The organism is Komagataeibacter sp. FXV3, from assembly GCF_015155755.1.
Classification (GTDB): domain Bacteria; phylum Pseudomonadota; class Alphaproteobacteria; order Acetobacterales; family Acetobacteraceae; genus Komagataeibacter.
Map to the genome: position 1 here is coordinate 38,200 of NZ_VWPI01000131.1, position 16,658 is coordinate 54,857.

Here is a 16,658-nt window from a genome sequence, read left to right on the forward strand (position 1 = left end):
GAACCATTGTTCCGCAACAGGAAATTTGTTCCGCACCTGTTGCATATCATGCTTGACACATACGCCCCGACCACGCCCAATCAGGGTCTGGCAATTAATGGCGCGCAGCCCCGGTCCAAGGGCGCTGGCTGGTGGCGTCTGGATGGGAATGGCATGTGGTCTGACGAAGTCATGGGATTGGATTATGCGGCCAGGCAGCGACGGCGCACGCCGTACGTGCGCGTGGTGGGCGTGATCATTGCGGTCCATGTCGTTGTTCTGTCGATGCTGGCCTACGGGTTGCGGCCCAAGGCCAAGCCCATGTTTCCCGAACCCTATCGCCCATTGCCGCCGGTGACGCTGCGGATCATTCCCGAGCCGATGCCACCCGTCCCACCCGCGCCGCCGCCTGTGCGCCCGGTCATGGTCCAGCCTGTGGTTCCCGTCATTTCCGCACCTGTCATCGGGCGTGACCGGCGGGTCCACATGCCGGAAATTGTTCCGAAATCGATACAGGTGGATTGATTTTCATCTCCCGGACTGGTCAGATAACAGTCATGAAATGTGTTGCAGGCCAGACCCATGGCCTTTTCGTCAGAGGATTTCAGGTAAATGACCCGACAGCATCGTAATCAAGTCATCGCGGCCGCGCTGCTGACTGCATTACCCGCCCTTGCCTACGCCACCCCCGCGGCTGCGGCCGATTCCAACCCGTATGGCCTGGGTGCGCTGTGGTCAAATGGTGACTTCATTGCGCGTACCGTGCTGATCATCATGGTCGTGATGTCTGTCGGGACATGGTACATCATGATCACCAAGTTCCTCGAGCAGGCGCGTATCCTGAAGGACGCCAAGGAAGTGAAGGCGAAATTCTGGCCCGCGCATGACATCAAGGAAGGTGCCGCGCTGCTCGATACCGCATCGCCCTTCCGCTACATTGCCGATACCGGCATCAAGGCCGCCGAACACCACGAAGGCACGATGCAGGAAACCATCGACCTGCATTCCTGGACCACCATGTCCATCCAGCGTTCGGTTGATTTCATCCAGAACCGCCTGCAGGGTGGCCTGGCCTTTCTTGGCACCGTGGGTTCGACCTCCCCGTTCGTGGGCCTGTTCGGGACCGTCTGGGGCATCTATCACGCGCTGACGGCCATCGGCATCGCGGGCCAGGCATCGATCGACAAGGTTGCCGGTCCGGTTGGTGAATCGCTGATCATGACCGCCATCGGCCTGGGCACCGCCGTGCCTGCGGTTCTGGGCTACAACATGCTGGTCCGCCGCAACAAGGGTGCGCTGGATGAGGTGCGCAACTTTGCCGCTGACGTGCAGTCGATCCTGATGGGTGGCTATCGCCATGAAACGCACGACGCCGCTGAATAAGCCCGACACCCGCGCATGATCTGATTTCACGTCGTGACACGGCAGGCGCATATCATGCGGCCTGCCGTGTCGCCATCGGTCAGGGGCGGATTGAATGATGGGCCGCGCGGGTCCATCGTGATGCCCTGGCCGATCAATCGGGCCATGACCCGTTCATGGAAGGACATCCAGTTGAAAAACATCACATCCAAATCGCTGTTCCAGCTGCGCGGGCGCCTGCTGGCCGGGGTCATGATGGCGCTGCCGCTGGCGGGCGTGCTGCCCGTTCACGGTGCGTATGCGGCGGACCAGCTGGGGGAAAAGGTCGGCACGGCGCTGCAGAAGGCGCAGACCGACCTGGCCGCCAAGAAGTACCCGCAGGCCATGGCCGATGTTGACGCGGCGGATGCCGTGACCGGCAAGTCCGAGTACGAATCCTATACCATCGCGCAGATGCGTGCCGCCGTCGCCGCCCAGTCCGGCAATGTGCCCGCCGCGATTTCGGCCTATGACAAGCTGATCGCATCCCCGCGCACGCCGGCTGCGACCAAGGAACAGATGGCGCTGGCCGAAGGCAGCATGGCCTTCACCGCCAAGGATTACCCCACGGCGATCACGGTTACGGAAAAGTACATCAAGGCGGGTGGCAAGAACCCGCAGATGCTGACGATCCTGATCCAGGCGTATTACCTGCAGCATGATTACGCAAACGCCGCGCGCGTGCAGCAGGCGCAGATTGACGACACGATCAAGGCCGGTGGCAAGCCCACGGAAAACCAGCTTCAGCTTCTGGCCGCATGTCAGGCGCAGCTGAAGGACAATGCGGCGCTGACAAAAACCTATGTGCTGCTGGCCACCTATTACCCCAAGCCCGATTACTGGGCACAGGTGGTGCATTCGGTCCTGAGTAACCCGAACATGGCTCCGGGGCTGCGTCTGGATATCGACCGCGTGCGTCTGGAAGCCGGTCTGGTCAAGACCTCGGCCGAGTATATGGACATTACCGAACTGGCCATGCAGGCAGGGCTGCCGCAGCTTGCGCTTGATATCATCAACCAGGGCTACAGCACCGGTGTGCTTGGCCATGACGCCAGCGCCCCGCGTGAGGAAAAGCTGAAGGCGCTGGTGACGCAGAGTGTCGCCGACCGCAAGGCCGGGCTGGATGCGGCGGCGGCGCAGGCCACCACCGGCAACGCCATGCTGACGGCGGGTTACAACTACGTGCTGTTCGGTCAGGGCGACAAGGGCATCGCACTGATGCAGCAGGGTCTCGCCAAGGGGCCATCGGACGTGAACATCGCGCGCCTGCACCTTGGCCTGGCGCAGGCCGCTGCGGGGAAGAAGGATGCTGCCATCGCCACCTTCAACAGCGTGGAAGGCACGAACGGCGCGCGCGATATCGCCCAGTTCTGGGTGCTGAAGCTGAATTCAGCCGCAGCCGCCGCACACTGATACCATCCAGCAGGTTGTCTGCCATGCGGGGTGCCGGATTCGTCCGGCGCCCCGTTTTTTTTTCGTATCCGGTCATGATTGACATTTTATGATATGAACGATGGTCTTATCCCGGCCCGGTGCGTTGGATATGCTGGCGACTGTCGCATGAATGGCATCATGACTGTCCCTGAACCGAACCATGGCCGAGAGAATGACACAGATACCTGCCACTGATGATCTGCCCGCCCGTATCCTCGTGGTGGAAGATGACCCTGGCATGCGCACCCTGATCGTCCGCGCCCTGCAGGGCGATGGCTACCGCGTGCGTGGTGTGCAGGACGGTCCTGAAATGTGGGATGCGCTGCGTGCGCAGGCGGCTGACCTGATCATCCTTGATGTCATGCTGCCGGGCACCAATGGGCTGGACCTGTGCCGTGGCCTGCGCGCACAGCCCGACCCGGTGGCGCCGGGCGAGGCACCACTGACCGAAGTGCCGGTCATTATCGTTTCCGCGCGTGGCGAGGAACTGGACCGCGTGCAGGGGCTGGAACTGGGCGCGGATGACTATGTGCCCAAGCCCTTTGGCCAGAAGGAACTGCTGGCCCGCGTGCGCGCGGTGCTGCGCCGTCGTGGCGGTGGGGTCACGACCCCCAGTGCGGGCCGTCAGCGCAAGGAAACCGTGCGTTTCGCCGGTTGGACACTGGACCTGCGCCGCCGTGAACTGACGGACCCGTCCGGTGCGGCGGTGGAGATTTCGGGGGCGGAGCATGACCTGCTGACCAGCTTCCTTGACAATCCGCAGCGCGTCATTGGCCGCGACCGTCTGCTGGAACTGTCACGTACCCGGCTGGGGGACGTGTCGGACCGGAGCGTGGACGTGCTGGTCAGCCGCCTGCGGCGCAAGCTGGGGCCGGACTCGGACGGGCTGATCCGCACCGTGCGGGGTATGGGCTATATCTTCACGTCGGAGGTGGAGCGGGTCTGACGGGAACAGGGGCGTGAATACGACCCGGACCTTACAGCCCCCCCCGCGTGAGACAGAGCCCGTGCCACGGCGGATCACGCTGTGGCCACGTGGGCTGGTGGGGCGCGTCATGTTCGTGCTGCTGGCTGCGGTCGCACTCGTCTTTGTCGGCAGTTCCGTCTTCTATGAGGAAGCCGAGACCTACACCATAGATGATGCCCAGCTGGAACAGGTGGGGGAACGGCTGGTGATCGATGCCCGCGTTCTGGCCGCGACACCCACGTCGCAACGCATGGTGCTGGCGGCCATGCTGTCCACCAATGACCTGACGGTGGACTGGCGCACCCCCGCGCAGCAGGGGGTGATGAAGGTCGAACCCCCATCACTGCGCAAGCTGCATGACCGCATGGCCGGGCCTCTGACGGCATTGCAGGGGGACGCGCTGAACCTGTCGGGCACGATCGCGGCGACGCAGGATGTGCGCGGCACGCTGCGCCTGCCCGATGGCAGTTACATGGGCTTTCTCGCCCCTGCCATCCTGCAGCCCCACCATATGCGGCGGGGCATTGTCTCGGCGGCGATCCTGGCGGGGGCGGTGCTGCTGGCGGCGGGCATGCTGGTGCGTGCGCTGAGCATGCCGCTGCGCGCACTGGCGGATGTGGCCGATACGGTCGGGTCCGGCCGGTGGGTGCCGCTGGAGAACAAGGGCCCGCGGGAGGTCCGCTACCTCGCCCGTGCCATCAACGAGATGCAGGAACGCATCAACCGCCTGATCGTCGACCGGACCGAGGCGCTGGCCGCCGTATCCCACGACCTGCGCACGCCGCTGGCCCGCCTGCGGTTGCGGGCGGGCTTTCTGGATGATGCGAACGCGCAGAAGGAAATCGAGGCCGATGTCACGGAAATGGAGGCCATGATTGCCGGCGTGCTGGCCTATCTGTCGGGGGAAAAGGACCCCGAACCCGCGCGGTCGGCCAATGTGGCCTCGATCCTTGCGACACGGGTGGATGATGACGCCGATCAGGGTCGCGACGTGACTTATGACGGGCCGGATCAGGCGCAGGCCGTGGTGCGTCCGCTGGCGCTCAAGCGCGTGCTGGGCAACCTGATCGACAATGCGGTGAATTACGGCGGCAATGCGCATGTCAGCCTGACGGTGGGGCCGGAAGTGCTGTGCATCCGGGTGGAAGACAATGGTCCCGGCCTGCCGGAAGCCGAGATCGGGCGCGTGACGACACCCTTCTACCGGGTGGAGGGGTCGCGTTCGCGCAGCACGGGGGGACTGGGGCTGGGGCTTGCGATCGTCAGCCGGGAGGTGGAGCGTGATGGCGGTTGTTTCCACCTGTATAACCGGGCCCATGGTGGCCTGTGCGCGGAAATTGTCCTGCCACGCAATGCTGTGATACGTCCCGGTAGCTAAAAGCGGGTCTGGCTTTCCTGCGTGGGGTTGGATTTACACGCGGGTCGATCATATAACAGGACTTGGGAAGTACGTTTGCATGTCCCGCTTTCCCGTCATGTCTGGAAGACCGAGCAATGTTCATCGAAACAGAAGATACCCCGAATCCCGCAACGCTGAAGTTCCTGCCGGGGCGCGAGATCATGGCCAACGGGGCCACGGCTGATTTCATCAGTCCCGATTCCGTGGCTGGGCGGTCCCGCCTTGCGGACCTTCTGTTTGATCTGGACGGTGTGGCGCGCGTCTTTTTCGGCAATGACTTCGTGGCCGTGACCCGCAGCGACGCAACACAATGGGACGACCTGCGCCCGCAGGTGCTGTCCGTGCTGGCGGACTACCTGGCGACGGAACAGCCGGTGGTGGAAAGCGACGCGCAGGTGGTCGAGGACCTGATCGCGCCGGGGGATGAGGAAATCGTGCAGCAGATCAAGGAACTGCTGGATACCCGCGTACGTCCCGCCGTTGCGGGTGATGGCGGTGACATTGTATTCCGGGGATATCGGGACGGTGTGGTGCGGCTGACCATGCAGGGAGCGTGTTCGGGCTGTCCGTCGTCGCGCGCGACGCTCAAGCACGGGGTGGAGAACATGCTGCGCCATTACGTGCCGGAAGTGGTATCGGTAGAGCAGGTAGAGGCCTGATCGGCAGGCCTGCGGGTAGTCTGGGAATGTTTCATGGCGCTTGATGACGCTGGGCTTGATCTTCTGTTTCGCAACGCACGCACGCCGGTGGCGTGGAATGACCGGCCCGTGGGGCAGGAGACGCTGCGGCAGTTGTACGATCTGGTCCGCCTTGGCCCGACATCGGGTAACTGCTGTCCCGCGCGTTTCGTGTTCATTACCACCGAAAGCTGCCGTGAACGCCTGCGTCCCGCCCTTTCGGCGGGAAACGTGCAGCGCGTAATGACTGCGCCGGTCACCGTGATCGTGGCGCATGACCCGCTGTTCTTTGACCGGATGGATACGCTCAACCCCGCCCCGGATGTGCGGCAGTGGTTCGCGGCGGATGTGGGACTGGCGGAGGAAACGGCCTTTCGCAACGGCACGTTGCAGGGGGGGTATCTGATCATGGCCGCCCGTGCGCTGGGCCTGTCGGTACTGCCGCTGTCCGGGTTTGATGGCGCGATGGTGGAAGACTGCTTCCTGGCGCAGAAGGGCTGGCAGGCCAATTTCCTTGTCTGTCTTGGCTATACGGACGGGCCGCCACCGACTGCCCGCGCGCCGCGCCCCGATTTCGATGATGCCTGCGTGATTGTATAGGTCATGCGGATTCTGGTGATGGACGGCAGCGCCACCGGTACGCAGGCGCAGGCCGTGATTGCCTGCCTTGCGTTGGATGATGACGGGGCACTGTCCGTTCTGGCAACCCGGACGGCCACGGGACGGGGGGCTGCCGAACAGTTTCCCCTGCTGGCGACCGAACTGTTTGCACAATGTGGCTGGACCCATGCCATGCCCGAAGTGGTGGGCGTGGTTGTTGGGCCGGGTTCGTTTACCGGATTGCGGGCTTCGCTGGCATTCGCCCATGGGCTTTCCGCAGGCAGTGGCTGCGCCGTGGTGGGCATGACAGGGGGCGAAGCCATGGCCGACGCCCTGCAGGACGTGGCCCGGCCGCTGGCGGCCCGCCCGCTATGCTGCACCGTTGCGCGGCGGGGGCGTGTGTTTGTCGAGACGCTGGCGGACGGGAAGGATGCGGGCAGCGTGTCCGCCCATATGCTTGATACGCTTGAACTGCCGCCTGGTCCCGTGCTGCTGGCCGGCAATGCGGCGGAAGAGGCGGCGCAGGCCCTGCCGCAGCGCAGGGACGTGCGGACATGCACCCTGACGCAGCCTGACCCCATGGCCATCGCCACGGTGGCCCTGCGTCGTTTCCGTGGTGATCTGCCGCCCCGCGCGGCCCAGCCACTCTATGTCGATGCGCCGGAAGCCAAACTGCCTGCGGCAGGCCTGCGACCCGCCCCCGTCGACACGCCATGACCCTGTCCCCCCGGCCTGCCGGTGCGCAGGCCACGTTGCTGGCGCATATCCATGCGCGGGCGTTTCCCCCCAGCCACCGGTGGGACGCGCAGGCCATGCAGGCCCTGCTGGACATGCCGGGTGTCTGTGTCGTGATGGCGGCGGGGGACACGCCCGGCTTCATCATGGCCCGCACCCTTTTTGACGAGGCCGAGATCCTGACCTTTGCCGTGGACCCGGCATGGCAGCGGCGCGGGATCGGGCGTGACCTGCTGGCGCGCTGCATGCGGCAGGCAGCGGAAGCGGGGGCGCGGACCCTGTTTCTGGAAGTGGCCATGGATAACATTCCCGCCATGGCGCTGTATCGCGCGAACGGATTTGCGCAGGCGGGAATCCGTCGTCACTATTACCCCGACGGAATGGATGCCTGTGTCATGCGGCGGGCGATTTGAGCACGGTCAGCCGATGTGTCATGCCATCTGTTTCTGTCTGTATTTCTTCCACGACATGACCAAGCAGTTTCAGGCTGCGTGAAACGTTGTCCAGTGGCGTTGCGCCACGCAGGCGGACAAGCAGTTTTTCCCCGGCGGGCAGTCTGTCAAGTGCCAACCGTGTGCGAACGAAAGTCATGGGGCATACTTCATGGGTGATATCTATTTCTGCCATACCAATATCAGACATATTACCATGAAACCTTTGTTGTTACCGGTTGCGATCCGTCTGGAATTATTTATATAGGATATATCATTATTCCAGAGTGACAGGATCAGATTGATGGCTGATGCAGCAGCAGAAGTTGAATTGCGGGAACTCGCTGCCGAAATCGTTTCGGCGTACGTATCCCGCAACGAGCTGGATGCGGATACCCTTCCCGATCTGATTCACCGGGTTTACGAAGCCGTGGCTTCGCTTGGACGCGCGGAACCCGTGCCGGAGAAGCCGGTGCCGGCCGTGCCCCTGAAGAAATCGGTTTTCCCCGATTATATCGTCTGTCTTGAAGACGGGAAGAAGCTCAAGATGCTCAAGCGTCACCTCAAGACCGCCTATAACATGACGCCCGATGAATACCGTGAACGCTGGGGCCTGCCCCATGACTACCCCATGGTGGCCCCCAATTATGCCAGCCATCGTTCGTCGCTTGCGCGCAAGATCGGGCTTGGCACCAAACGTGAGGACTGAACCACACACAGTGTGGTAGTGTGGACAGGTATCTGCATGATCGGCTACGCCCGTAAACATGGCACCAGACAGTAACGGACTACAAACCCGCATCGAGCGCATGTGCACCGAACGTGGCCTGAAAATGACAGGCCAGCGACGGGTGATCGCACGCGTTCTGTCTGAAGCCCATGACCACCCGGATGTGGAGGAACTGTACCGCCGCGCATCCCAGCTGGACGGGCGTATTTCGGTTGCCACGGTGTACCGCACCGTGCGCCTGCTGGAAGAAAACGGCATTCTGGAACGGCGGGATTTCGGTGGCGGCCGTGCCCGGTACGAAGCCACGGAAGAAGGCGACCATTACCACCTGATTGATGTGGAAAGTGGTCAGGTGGTGGAATTCACTCATGCCGACCACGCCGAACTGCTGCGCAGGATCACGGCCGAACTCGGGTTCGAGCTGGTATCACATCGGCTGGAACTGTTTGCACGCAGGCTGCCCGACGTGCCAGAAGAACAGACGGGCCAGATGGCGCAAACGCAGCAGAAAGGCAGGTCACGGCCTTGAGTATCGAGAAAACCATACAGTCCCTTTCTACACTGGACCTTGAACGCAACGGTTTTCCTGAGTTGCGTGGTGGCAACCTTGGTGTCCGGATCGCCACGACGGATGAGGAACGCGACGCGGCCCAGGCACTGCGTTACCGTGTGTTCTATGAGGAAATGGGGGCAAAACCCGATTCCCGTACCGCGCGCCTGAAGCGTGATGTGGACGAATTCGATGAATATGCCGATCACCTTCTGGTGATCGACCATGCCATTTCGTCTGGCGCCAAGGGCGTGGTTGGCACCTATCGCCTGATGCAGGGGGATGCGGCCAGGCGGCTGGGCAAATTCTATACATCCAGCGAATATGACATTTCTCCCCTGACCGAATTTCCCGGCCGGCTGCTGGAAGTGGGGCGGTCATGCGTGGACCTGAACTATCGCGGGCGCGCGGCCATGCAACTGCTGTGGCGTGGCATTGCCTCCTACATCTTCCTGCACCGTATTGATGTCCTGTTCGGTTGCGCCAGCCTGCCGGGCACCAATCCCGATGCGCTGTCGGATGAACTGACCTATCTGTACCACAACCACCTCGCCCCGCCCGCGCTGCGCGTGCGCGCCCTGTCCGAACGCCGGGTGGAAATGCTGCGCGCGGACCCGCAGGTGCTGGACCACCGGCGTTCGCTTGCGCGCCTGCCACCGTTGATAAAGGGTTACCTGCGGCTGGGTGGTTACGTGGGTGATGGCGCCGTGATCGATGAACAGTTCAACACCACCGATGTCGCGGTACTGGTCAAGAGCGAACTGCTGGCAGACAAGTATTACCGGCACTATGAACGTCGCCTGCGTGACGCGCTGGACTAGCCCCGCAATCCCCGGGGGAGCGGATCGCGGCGCTCCATGATGTCCCTGTACACTCTGTATATGAAGCTTGCGCGCCTGCACGGGTGGCGTGCGGATCTGGTCATGCTGCTGGCGGGTGGGGTGTATGCCCTTGCGTTTCCGCCACTGCATGCCGTTGTGGTCCTGCCTGTCGCCTTCTGCCTGCTGGCGCTGGCGATTGATCATGCGGCCGGTTGGCGCGGGGCCGCGCGGCGCGGCTTCATGTTTGCGATGGGGCTTTATACCGTGGGCCTGTACTGGCTCATGTACGCCATCCTGCTGCGCGCGGATGATTTCTGGTGGCTGGTGCCGCTGGCATCGCCGGGCTGTGCGCTGATCCTTGCCCCCTTGAGCGCCCTGTCCGCCGGGCTGAGCCGACTGGTGCCACGTGGCACCGGGCGGCTTATGGTCCTGTCCGCGCTGTGGACACTGACGGATATGGCGCGCGTGTACGTGTTCAGCGGCTTTCCATGGAACCCGCCGGGCAGCGTGTGGGAATTCCCCGGTCTTGCGGGGGATATCATGATCCAGCCTGCCGCATGGATCGGGGTGGATGGCCTGACGCTGCTGACCTGTATCGTGGCGCTGGCTCCGCTTTATGGTCGGATCGGCCGCTGGGCATGCCTTGCGCTTATGGTGGCGTGGGTCGGTTGTGGTGCAGTACGGTTCGGCAGCATACACGACACCTATCTCCATAATCCCGAAATCGTGCTGGTGCAGGGCAACGTACCGGAAACCGACAAGATCGCGGGCAATTCGGACGTAGCAATCTTTCGCCGGTACCTCGCCCTGACCCATCAGGGGGTGGGACAGGGCCTGCGGCAGGCGGGCGATACGCGGCCCGTTGTGTTCGCATGGCCGGAATCAGCTTTTCCGGGACTGCTGCTGGAAGATGATATCGCGCGTCCCATGATCCTGCGGGCAGGGCAGGGGGCGGCGGCCGGCATTATCGGCACCGTGCGCTGGCTGGAGGACGATCATCACTGGCGCAACAGCATGGTCGCCCTGATGCCGCCCGATGCGGCAGGCAGCATTGTGTATGACAAGGCGCATCTGGTCCCCTTTGGGGAATACCAGCCTGCCTTCCTGCCCTTCCATGTCGTGCCGGGTGAGGGCATGACCCCCGGCCCTGGCGTGCGGACATGGCACCTGCCCGGGATCACCCCTGTTGGACCGCTGATCTGTTACGAAGTGATTTTTTCAGGACAGGTCGCTGATCCCCGCGACCGGCCTGACTGGCTTATGAACAGTACCAATGATGCCTGGTACGGTAACAGCGCAGGCCCCCGGCAACACCTTGCCGCCGTGCGTCTGCGCGCGGTGGAAGAAGGCTTGCCCGTGGCCCGTGCCGCCAATACCGGTATTTCAGCCGTGTTCGATGGACGCGGTCATGAACTGGCCCGGCTGGGCTGGGACAGGCAGGGCGTGCTGGTTCATGCGCTCCCCGATGCGCTGCCCTGTACTTTCTTTGGTCGTTATGGGCGCCTGGTGCCGTTACTGCTGGCATGCGTGATGGGACTGTGTGGTTTTTGGCGCGGCATTATGCGGGACAGGACCGTCTAGACAAACGGGCCTGTTCAACCGATGACCCTGACGGCATCGTGAAAGTTTTAAGGAAGTTTTTGATGCAGCTTTTTTCGAAAAGCTTCAGAAAGCGCCACCTTTTTGAAAAAGGCGATACCCAAAAAATTTTTGTTTTTATTTATCAATGAGTTATTTTCAAAAAGCTTCTTTAATTAATGCATTTCATATGCATGAATATTTTCCTAAATCGCTGCCAGATAGGTAGCGCAGGGTATTTTATGTAATGCCTGAGCATCATCCTCTGGAAATTCATATAAATAACGGATTTATTGTAGCCGTTCTTGATTTAAAAATTCTTAACGTCCACATGTAGGCGGTTGAGATATCTTGATTTCCAGTCGGTCTGGGAATGGCAGGCAGGGGAGGCAAGACCATTATTGTGACGGGGAAAATGTCCGCTACGTCCAATCCTGTAGATGTGCATGTCGGCAACCGTATCCGCCTGCGTCGTACATTGCTTGGTATGTCACAGGAACGACTGGGCAATGCCCTGGGCCTGACCTTCCAGCAGGTGCAGAAATACGAACGCGGGCGCAACCGTGTGGGGGCGTCGCGCCTGTATGATCTGGCATGCGTGCTGGATGTTCCGGTAGGATTTTTTTTCGCGGACCTGCCCGCGCGGACAGATGATGCGGACCATCCCGATACCGGCAATGCGCAGGGCATGGCCGAACCCGCCACCAGCCTGCTGTCACCCGCGTTGCCTACGATGGCGCAGGATGACCTGACCCTGCTTTCACGTCGCGAAACCATTGAACTGGTGCGGGCCTATTACGGGATCGAGGATAGTGGCACCCGCCGTCGAGTCCTTGACCTTGTCCGTTCCATGGGCGCGTCCTGAACGGCGGGTCATTCCCGCCTGAGCACCTGATCGGTCATGAAGGACGCGATTTTCCCGGCACGGAAATCTGCGCGCAGCCGGTCTTCATCATATTCCGTACGCACCCAGTCCATGAAGGGCAGGCGTCCTTCCGCCTCCGCTGCGTAACGCAGGAAGAAGGCATCCAGCACGCCCGTGCGTGAACTGTTGAAATGCCCGTTCTTCCATGAAAGCTGGCGCAGCGCCTGTTGCGCCGTTCCCCCTTCAAACAGGATGACAAGTCCCGCCGCCAGCCCCGTGCGGTCCGCACCGGACTTGCAGTGCATGAGCATGGGAAAGCGGATGTCGCGGTAAATCCGTTCAAACCGCTCTATGCGGTCACGGTGGGGGGCGTTGCGGCTTTCAAACGCCATGTCGATATGGGTCAGCCCGATCTGGTGGGCGGCTTCGCGCGACAGGGCATCCGACCCGCATTTGCGGTGCCCGCGCAGGTTGACCAGCGTTTTCAGCCCGTAGCGACGGGTGGCCAGCCGCAGCCGCCACGGGGTGGGATGGTTGCAGCGATAGACGCGGCCGGGAATGACCACGCGGAAATTGGTCCATGTCTGCCGCAGGATCGCATGATCAACGAACAGGCTGTCGATCCATGCACGGCTTCGGCCGGCGGGGGTGGACAGGTTTCCCTCAAACACCAGCCTTGTCCTTTCAAACGGGTGGAGACGAAAAAGGCGCTGGATTTTTCACATCCAGCGCCTTCTGCGTCAATCACGAATGAAGTGACCGGCTGTTACGCCTTGCGTTCCAGCTGCAGTTCCTTGATCCGGCCAATTGCCTTGGCGGGGTTCAGGCCCTTGGGGCAGGTCTGGGTGCAGTTCATGATCGTGCGGCAGGCATACAGCTTGAGCGGATCTTCCAGTGCATCCAGGCGGTCGCCCGCATGTTCGTCACGACTGTCGGCAATCCAGCGATAGGCCGCCAGCAGCGTTGCCGGGCCAAGGTAGCGGTCACCATTCCACCAGTAGGACGGGCACGAGGTGGAACAGCAGAAGCACAGGATGCACTCCCACATGCCATCCAGCTCGGCACGTTCCTCGATGCTCTGGCGGCGTTCGGAATCCGGCGGCGGCAGCGTGTCGGATTTCAGCCACGGATCGATCGAACGCAGCTGGGCGTACGCACCATCCAGATCGGGCACCAGATCCTTGATGACCGGCATGTGCGGCAGCGGGTAGATCGCGATATCGCCCTCGATATCCCGGATGGGCTTGAGGCACGCCAGCGTGTTTTCGCCAGCGATGTTCATCGCGCACGACCCGCAGATCCCTTCACGGCACGAACGCCGGAAGGTCAGGGTGGAGTCGACATCGTTCTTGATGTGGATCAGCGCGTCGAGCACCATCGGCCCGATCTTGTCCAGATCAATTTCGTAGGTATCGACCACGGGGTTCTTGTCGTCATCCGGGCTCCAGCGATAGATCCGGAAGTTCTTGACATTGGTGGCGCCGGGGGCGGCGGTGAAAATGCGGCCCTTGCCCACCGTGCTGTTCTTTGGCAGCCTGAATTCGACCATCGTCTCGTTCCTTTTCCGCCGTTACGTCAGTAGACGCGCTTCTTGGGGGGGAAGACCTGCACATCGTTGGTCAGCGTTTTCATGTGCACGGGGCGGTAGCTTAGCGTGACATCGCCCTTGTCGGTCATGTGGGCGACGGTGTGCTTCATCCAGTTCTTGTCGTCACGGTCGGGATAGTCGTCATGCGCCTGTGCGCCGCGGCTTTCGTGACGGGCGTCGGCCCCGGCCATGGTGACGGTGGCGTTGGCCAGCAGGTTCTCGAACTCCAGCGCTTCCATAAGGTCGCTGTTCCAGATCAGCGAGCGGTCGTTGATCGAGATATCGGGAATTTCCGACCAGATTTCCCTGATCTTCTCCACACCCTGCGCAAGGCTTTCGGTGTTGCGGAACACGGCGGCATGCTTCTGCATGGTGCGCTGCAGCTTGCTGCGCATATCGGCCACATGGGTCTTGCCCTTGGCGTAACGCAGGCGGTCGAAGCGTGCGATTGCCGCGTCACCGGCGCCTTCGGGCAGCGGCGGGATCACTTCCTCGCTCTTGGTGGTGGCGGCGGCGCGCTGGGCGGCGGCACGGCCAAACACCACAAGGTCAAGCAGCGAGTTGGTGCCAAGCCGGTTCGCGCCATGCACGGATACGCAGGCTGCTTCACCCACCGCCATAAGGCCGGGCACCACCGCATCGACATCATCAGCCGTGGGGCGGATGACCTCACCATGGTAATTGGTGGGAATGCCACCCATGTTGTAATGCACCGTCGGCAGGACCGGCACCGGTTCCTTGGTCACGTCGATACCGGCGAAGATACGCGCCGTTTCCGAAATGCCGGGCAGGCGTTCATGCAGGATCTCGGGGCCAAGATGCTCGAGGTGGAGCATGATGTAGTTCTTTTCCGGACCACAGCCGCGACCTTCGTTGATCTCGATGGTCATGGCACGGGAAACCACGTCACGCGACGCCAGGTCCTTGGCGGTGGGCGCGTAGCGTTCCATGAAGCGCTCGCCCTCGGAATTGGTCAGGTAGCCACCTTCACCACGGCAGCCTTCCGTCAGCAGGCAACCCGCGGGGAAGATGCCGGTGGGGTGGAACTGCACGAATTCCATATCCTGCATCGGAATGCCGGCGCGAATCGCCATGCCGCCGCCATCGCCCGTGCAGGTATGGGCGGAGGTGCACGAGTGGTAGGCACGGCCATAGCCACCGGTCGCCAGCACAACCTTCTGCGCACGGAAACGGTGCAGCGTGCCGTCTTCCAGACACCATGCCATGACACCGCGACATGCGCCGTCGTCATCCATGATCAGGTCGATGGCGAAGTATTCGACAAAAAATTCGACGTTATGCTTCAGGCACTGCTGGTAAAGCGTGTGCAGGATGGCATGGCCCGTGCGGTCGGCGGCGGCGCAGGCGCGGGGCACCGGGGCCTCGCCATAATTGCGCATGTGGCCACCAAAGGGGCGCTGGTAGATCTTGCCATCTTCCGTGCGGGAGAACGGCACACCCATGTGCTCGAGTTCCTGCACGGCGGGCACCGCCTCGCGGCACATGTATTCGATGGCGTCCTGATCGCCCAGCCAGTCCGATCCCTTGACGGTATCGTACATGTGCCAGCGCCAGTTATCCTCGGCCATGTTGCCAAGCGATGCACCAATGCCGCCCTGTGCTGCGACGGTATGGCTGCGTGTGGGGAAAACCTTGGTCACGCAGGCAGTCTTGAGGCCAGCAGCCCCCATGCCCAGCGTGGCCCGGAGGCCGGAGCCACCAGCGCCTACGACAACCACGTCATATGCGTGGTCAACGATCCTGTAGGAGCCGGTGAGTGGTGAAGTGGTCGCGTTCATTTCTTGGACGTGTCCCGATGCTCGTTCGGACGGCCGGCCGGTATTGCGGCCCGCCGGTCCGCGAATGTCATGTTCTGCTCAGGCGATTGCGTGGGCCTCAGCCCGCGGCAATCCTGCCCCGGCTGCTGCCGGCCAGCGCCAGCTTCAGTACGGAAACCGTGCCGAACAGACCCAGAAGGAAGACGATCCCCTTCATCAGCAGGCCCGCAGGCAGGTGCGCCTTGCCATGCACATAGTCATCAATGATGACCTGCAGCCCAAGCTGGGTGTGGTAGAAGGTCAGGATCACCAGCGACAGCATCATGGTGGTGTTCAGCGGGCGTGCGCCCCACTTCGCCACTTCCGGCTGCGATGCGCCGGCCAGGCGGAACACCTGGATCACGAACCAGCCCGACAGCGGCACAAGTGCTACCGCCGATGCACGTTCCGCCCACCAGTGGCCAACACCGGCCTGTCCCGAACCCAGGCCGCGCGCGCGCGAAAGCTGGGAACGCATGACCGTGACATGCGGCTTTTTCAGATTGCTCATGGTCAGGATGCCTTCTTGCGGGAACGACAGATCGCGACACCAAGGATACCGGCCACCAGCGCCAGCGTGGTACCCACTGTCACGCCCACGGCCACGGGGCCATCCTCGTTGATTTCCTTCTTGGAAAAGCGATAGCCGCTATCCCACACCAGGTGGCGTATCCCCGCCACGAAGTGATAGACCAGCGCCAGCGCCCACCCCGCAAGCAGCATCTGCCCCAGCGGGTTGCCGGTCACCTTCTGGACCTTGCTGAAAGATTTGGGTCCCTTTGCCGCCGCGCTGATCCAGCACAGGCCAAGTGCCGAACCGCCCGCAGCGGCGACACCGGCAGCGCGGTTCGCGATTGAAAGGAACATGGAAAGACGGAAGCGGTAGACCTGGAGGTGTGGGGACATAGGCCGCCTGGTCAGAGTTCCGTCGCTTCGCTGCCCTACATAGAGCGCATCACGGACATCCTGCATGGTCGTCTCGTCAATTTCCCTGTTATGGCTTCGGTTTGTTCCGTTGCCTTGTCTGAATTCGGTCCTACGCCGCACGGAAGGCGGGGTCAACGCACGCCCGGAACACGAGGTTGA

At 62.2% G+C, this 16,658-nt stretch carries 20 protein-coding genes; 14 read left to right on the top strand and 6 right to left on the bottom strand.

The genetic code is table 11. The features are described from left to right. Positions 1-48: 48 nt before the first annotated feature. The 9 genes from F1542_RS11840 to rimI all read left to right on the top strand — a co-directional run bounded on the left by F1542_RS11840 (position 49) and on the right by rimI (position 7,605). On the top strand, positions 49-504 hold the full coding sequence (locus F1542_RS11840; RefSeq protein ID WP_227672696.1) for a hypothetical protein: 456 nt from the start codon (positions 49-51) through the stop codon (positions 502-504). An 87-nt stretch (positions 505-591) separates the two neighbouring features. Continuing rightward, positions 592-1,362, top strand: coding sequence for a MotA/TolQ/ExbB proton channel family protein (locus F1542_RS11845; RefSeq protein ID WP_010509183.1), 771 nt, complete (start codon positions 592-594; stop codon positions 1,360-1,362). A gap of 120 nt (positions 1,363-1,482) precedes the next feature. Continuing rightward, complete coding sequence (locus F1542_RS11850) at positions 1,483-2,793, top strand: tetratricopeptide repeat protein (RefSeq protein ID WP_346011920.1); 1,311 nt, start codon at positions 1,483-1,485, stop codon at positions 2,791-2,793. Positions 2,794-2,986: 193 nt separating this feature from the next. Next, positions 2,987-3,760: a response regulator transcription factor gene (locus F1542_RS11855; protein ID WP_193733218.1), complete on the top strand. Its 774-nt coding sequence runs from the start codon at positions 2,987-2,989 to the stop codon at positions 3,758-3,760. A 109-nt stretch (positions 3,761-3,869) separates the two neighbouring features. Further along, the gene (locus F1542_RS11860) at positions 3,870-5,159 is read left to right on the top strand and encodes an ATP-binding protein (RefSeq protein ID WP_227672702.1); all 1,290 of its coding nucleotides are present in this window, start codon (positions 3,870-3,872) and stop codon (positions 5,157-5,159) included. A gap of 116 nt (positions 5,160-5,275) precedes the next feature. After that, positions 5,276-5,839, top strand: a complete 564-nt coding sequence (locus F1542_RS11865; protein WP_193733219.1) for a NifU family protein — start codon at positions 5,276-5,278, stop codon at positions 5,837-5,839. 33 nt (positions 5,840-5,872) lie between these two features. Further along, positions 5,873-6,457 carry a malonic semialdehyde reductase gene (locus tag F1542_RS11870; protein ID WP_193733220.1) on the top strand — a complete coding sequence of 195 codons (585 nt, stop codon included), beginning with the start codon at positions 5,873-5,875 and terminating at the stop codon, positions 6,455-6,457. A 3-nt stretch (positions 6,458-6,460) separates the two neighbouring features. Next, positions 6,461-7,174: a tRNA (adenosine(37)-N6)-threonylcarbamoyltransferase complex dimerization subunit type 1 TsaB gene (gene tsaB / locus F1542_RS11875; protein ID WP_193733221.1), complete on the top strand. Its 714-nt coding sequence runs from the start codon at positions 6,461-6,463 to the stop codon at positions 7,172-7,174. Beyond that, a complete protein-coding gene (gene rimI, locus F1542_RS11880; RefSeq protein WP_193733222.1) occupies positions 7,171-7,605 on the top strand; it encodes a ribosomal protein S18-alanine N-acetyltransferase in 435 nt (144 codons plus the stop codon). Before tsaB ends, rimI begins: the two co-directional genes overlap by 4 nt. Here rimI and F1542_RS11885 read toward each other — a convergent pair. Next, positions 7,586-7,834: a sulfurtransferase TusA family protein gene (locus tag F1542_RS11885; protein WP_193733223.1), complete on the bottom strand. Its 249-nt coding sequence runs from the start codon at positions 7,832-7,834 to the stop codon at positions 7,586-7,588. The genes rimI and F1542_RS11885 overlap by 20 nt on opposite strands. A 93-nt stretch (positions 7,835-7,927) precedes the next feature. Here F1542_RS11885 and F1542_RS11890 point away from each other — a divergent pair, with 93 nt between their 5' ends. The 5 genes from F1542_RS11890 (at position 7,928) to F1542_RS11910 (ending at position 12,167) form a co-directional block, all read left to right on the top strand. Then, positions 7,928-8,332: a MucR family transcriptional regulator gene (locus tag F1542_RS11890; protein WP_019085217.1), complete on the top strand. Its 405-nt coding sequence runs from the start codon at positions 7,928-7,930 to the stop codon at positions 8,330-8,332. 58 nt (positions 8,333-8,390) lie between these two features. After that, positions 8,391-8,882, top strand: a complete 492-nt coding sequence (locus tag F1542_RS11895) for a Fur family transcriptional regulator (protein WP_019090652.1) — start codon at positions 8,391-8,393, stop codon at positions 8,880-8,882. Next, positions 8,879-9,724: a GNAT family N-acetyltransferase gene (locus F1542_RS11900; RefSeq protein WP_193733224.1), complete on the top strand. Its 846-nt coding sequence runs from the start codon at positions 8,879-8,881 to the stop codon at positions 9,722-9,724. Before F1542_RS11895 ends, F1542_RS11900 begins: the two co-directional genes overlap by 4 nt. Positions 9,725-9,760: 36 nt before the next feature. Then, the gene (gene lnt, locus F1542_RS11905; protein WP_193733225.1) at positions 9,761-11,305 is read left to right on the top strand and encodes an apolipoprotein N-acyltransferase; all 1,545 of its coding nucleotides are present in this window, start codon (positions 9,761-9,763) and stop codon (positions 11,303-11,305) included. A 412-nt stretch (positions 11,306-11,717) separates the two neighbouring features. Then, on the top strand, positions 11,718-12,167 hold the full coding sequence (locus F1542_RS11910) for a helix-turn-helix domain-containing protein (RefSeq protein WP_193733226.1): 450 nt from the start codon (positions 11,718-11,720) through the stop codon (positions 12,165-12,167). Between the two features lie 8 nt (positions 12,168-12,175). On the opposite strand, the gene F1542_RS11915 is transcribed toward F1542_RS11910, so the two are convergent. The 5 genes from F1542_RS11915 to sdhC form a co-directional block, all read right to left on the bottom strand. Further along, positions 12,176-12,838, bottom strand: coding sequence for a tyrosine-protein phosphatase (locus tag F1542_RS11915; RefSeq protein ID WP_193733227.1), 663 nt, complete (start codon positions 12,836-12,838; stop codon positions 12,176-12,178). A 95-nt stretch (positions 12,839-12,933) separates the two neighbouring features. After that, positions 12,934-13,716 (bottom strand): succinate dehydrogenase iron-sulfur subunit, encoded by a 783-nt coding sequence (locus tag F1542_RS11920; protein ID WP_010509197.1) that lies wholly within the window; start codon positions 13,714-13,716, stop codon positions 12,934-12,936. Between the two features lie 26 nt (positions 13,717-13,742). After that, positions 13,743-15,554: a succinate dehydrogenase flavoprotein subunit gene (gene sdhA, locus F1542_RS11925; RefSeq protein ID WP_193733228.1), complete on the bottom strand. Its 1,812-nt coding sequence runs from the start codon at positions 15,552-15,554 to the stop codon at positions 13,743-13,745. 97 nt (positions 15,555-15,651) lie between these two features. After that, complete coding sequence (gene sdhD / locus F1542_RS11930) at positions 15,652-16,083, bottom strand: succinate dehydrogenase, hydrophobic membrane anchor protein (protein ID WP_193733229.1); 432 nt, start codon at positions 16,081-16,083, stop codon at positions 15,652-15,654. Between the two features lie 2 nt (positions 16,084-16,085). Beyond that, a complete protein-coding gene (gene sdhC, locus F1542_RS11935) occupies positions 16,086-16,478 on the bottom strand; it encodes a succinate dehydrogenase, cytochrome b556 subunit (RefSeq protein ID WP_010514767.1) in 393 nt (130 codons plus the stop codon). Between the last annotated feature and the right edge of the window lie 180 nt (positions 16,479-16,658).

Coding starts and splice junctions, on each gene's coding strand:
- F1542_RS11840 (WP_227672696.1), top strand. CDS start 49: ATGCTTGACACATACGCCCCGACCACGCCCAATCAGGGTCTGGCAATT.
- F1542_RS11845 (WP_010509183.1), top strand. CDS start 592: ATGACCCGACAGCATCGTAATCAAGTCATCGCGGCCGCGCTGCTGACT.
- F1542_RS11850 (WP_346011920.1), top strand. CDS start 1,483: ATGCCCTGGCCGATCAATCGGGCCATGACCCGTTCATGGAAGGACATC.
- F1542_RS11855 (WP_193733218.1), top strand. CDS start 2,987: ATGACACAGATACCTGCCACTGATGATCTGCCCGCCCGTATCCTCGTG.
- F1542_RS11860 (WP_227672702.1), top strand. CDS start 3,870: ATGTTCGTGCTGCTGGCTGCGGTCGCACTCGTCTTTGTCGGCAGTTCC.
- F1542_RS11865 (WP_193733219.1), top strand. CDS start 5,276: ATGTTCATCGAAACAGAAGATACCCCGAATCCCGCAACGCTGAAGTTC.
- F1542_RS11870 (WP_193733220.1), top strand. CDS start 5,873: ATGGCGCTTGATGACGCTGGGCTTGATCTTCTGTTTCGCAACGCACGC.
- tsaB (WP_193733221.1), top strand. CDS start 6,461: ATGCGGATTCTGGTGATGGACGGCAGCGCCACCGGTACGCAGGCGCAG.
- rimI (WP_193733222.1), top strand. CDS start 7,171: ATGACCCTGTCCCCCCGGCCTGCCGGTGCGCAGGCCACGTTGCTGGCG.
- F1542_RS11885 (WP_193733223.1), bottom strand. CDS start 7,834: ATGTCTGATATTGGTATGGCAGAAATAGATATCACCCATGAAGTATGC.
- F1542_RS11890 (WP_019085217.1), top strand. CDS start 7,928: ATGGCTGATGCAGCAGCAGAAGTTGAATTGCGGGAACTCGCTGCCGAA.
- F1542_RS11895 (WP_019090652.1), top strand. CDS start 8,391: ATGGCACCAGACAGTAACGGACTACAAACCCGCATCGAGCGCATGTGC.
- lnt (WP_193733225.1), top strand. CDS start 9,761: ATGATGTCCCTGTACACTCTGTATATGAAGCTTGCGCGCCTGCACGGG.
- F1542_RS11910 (WP_193733226.1), top strand. CDS start 11,718: ATGTCCGCTACGTCCAATCCTGTAGATGTGCATGTCGGCAACCGTATC.
- F1542_RS11920 (WP_010509197.1), bottom strand. CDS start 13,716: ATGGTCGAATTCAGGCTGCCAAAGAACAGCACGGTGGGCAAGGGCCGC.
- sdhA (WP_193733228.1), bottom strand. CDS start 15,554: ATGAACGCGACCACTTCACCACTCACCGGCTCCTACAGGATCGTTGAC.
- sdhD (WP_193733229.1), bottom strand. CDS start 16,083: ATGAGCAATCTGAAAAAGCCGCATGTCACGGTCATGCGTTCCCAGCTT.
- sdhC (WP_010514767.1), bottom strand. CDS start 16,478: ATGTCCCCACACCTCCAGGTCTACCGCTTCCGTCTTTCCATGTTCCTT.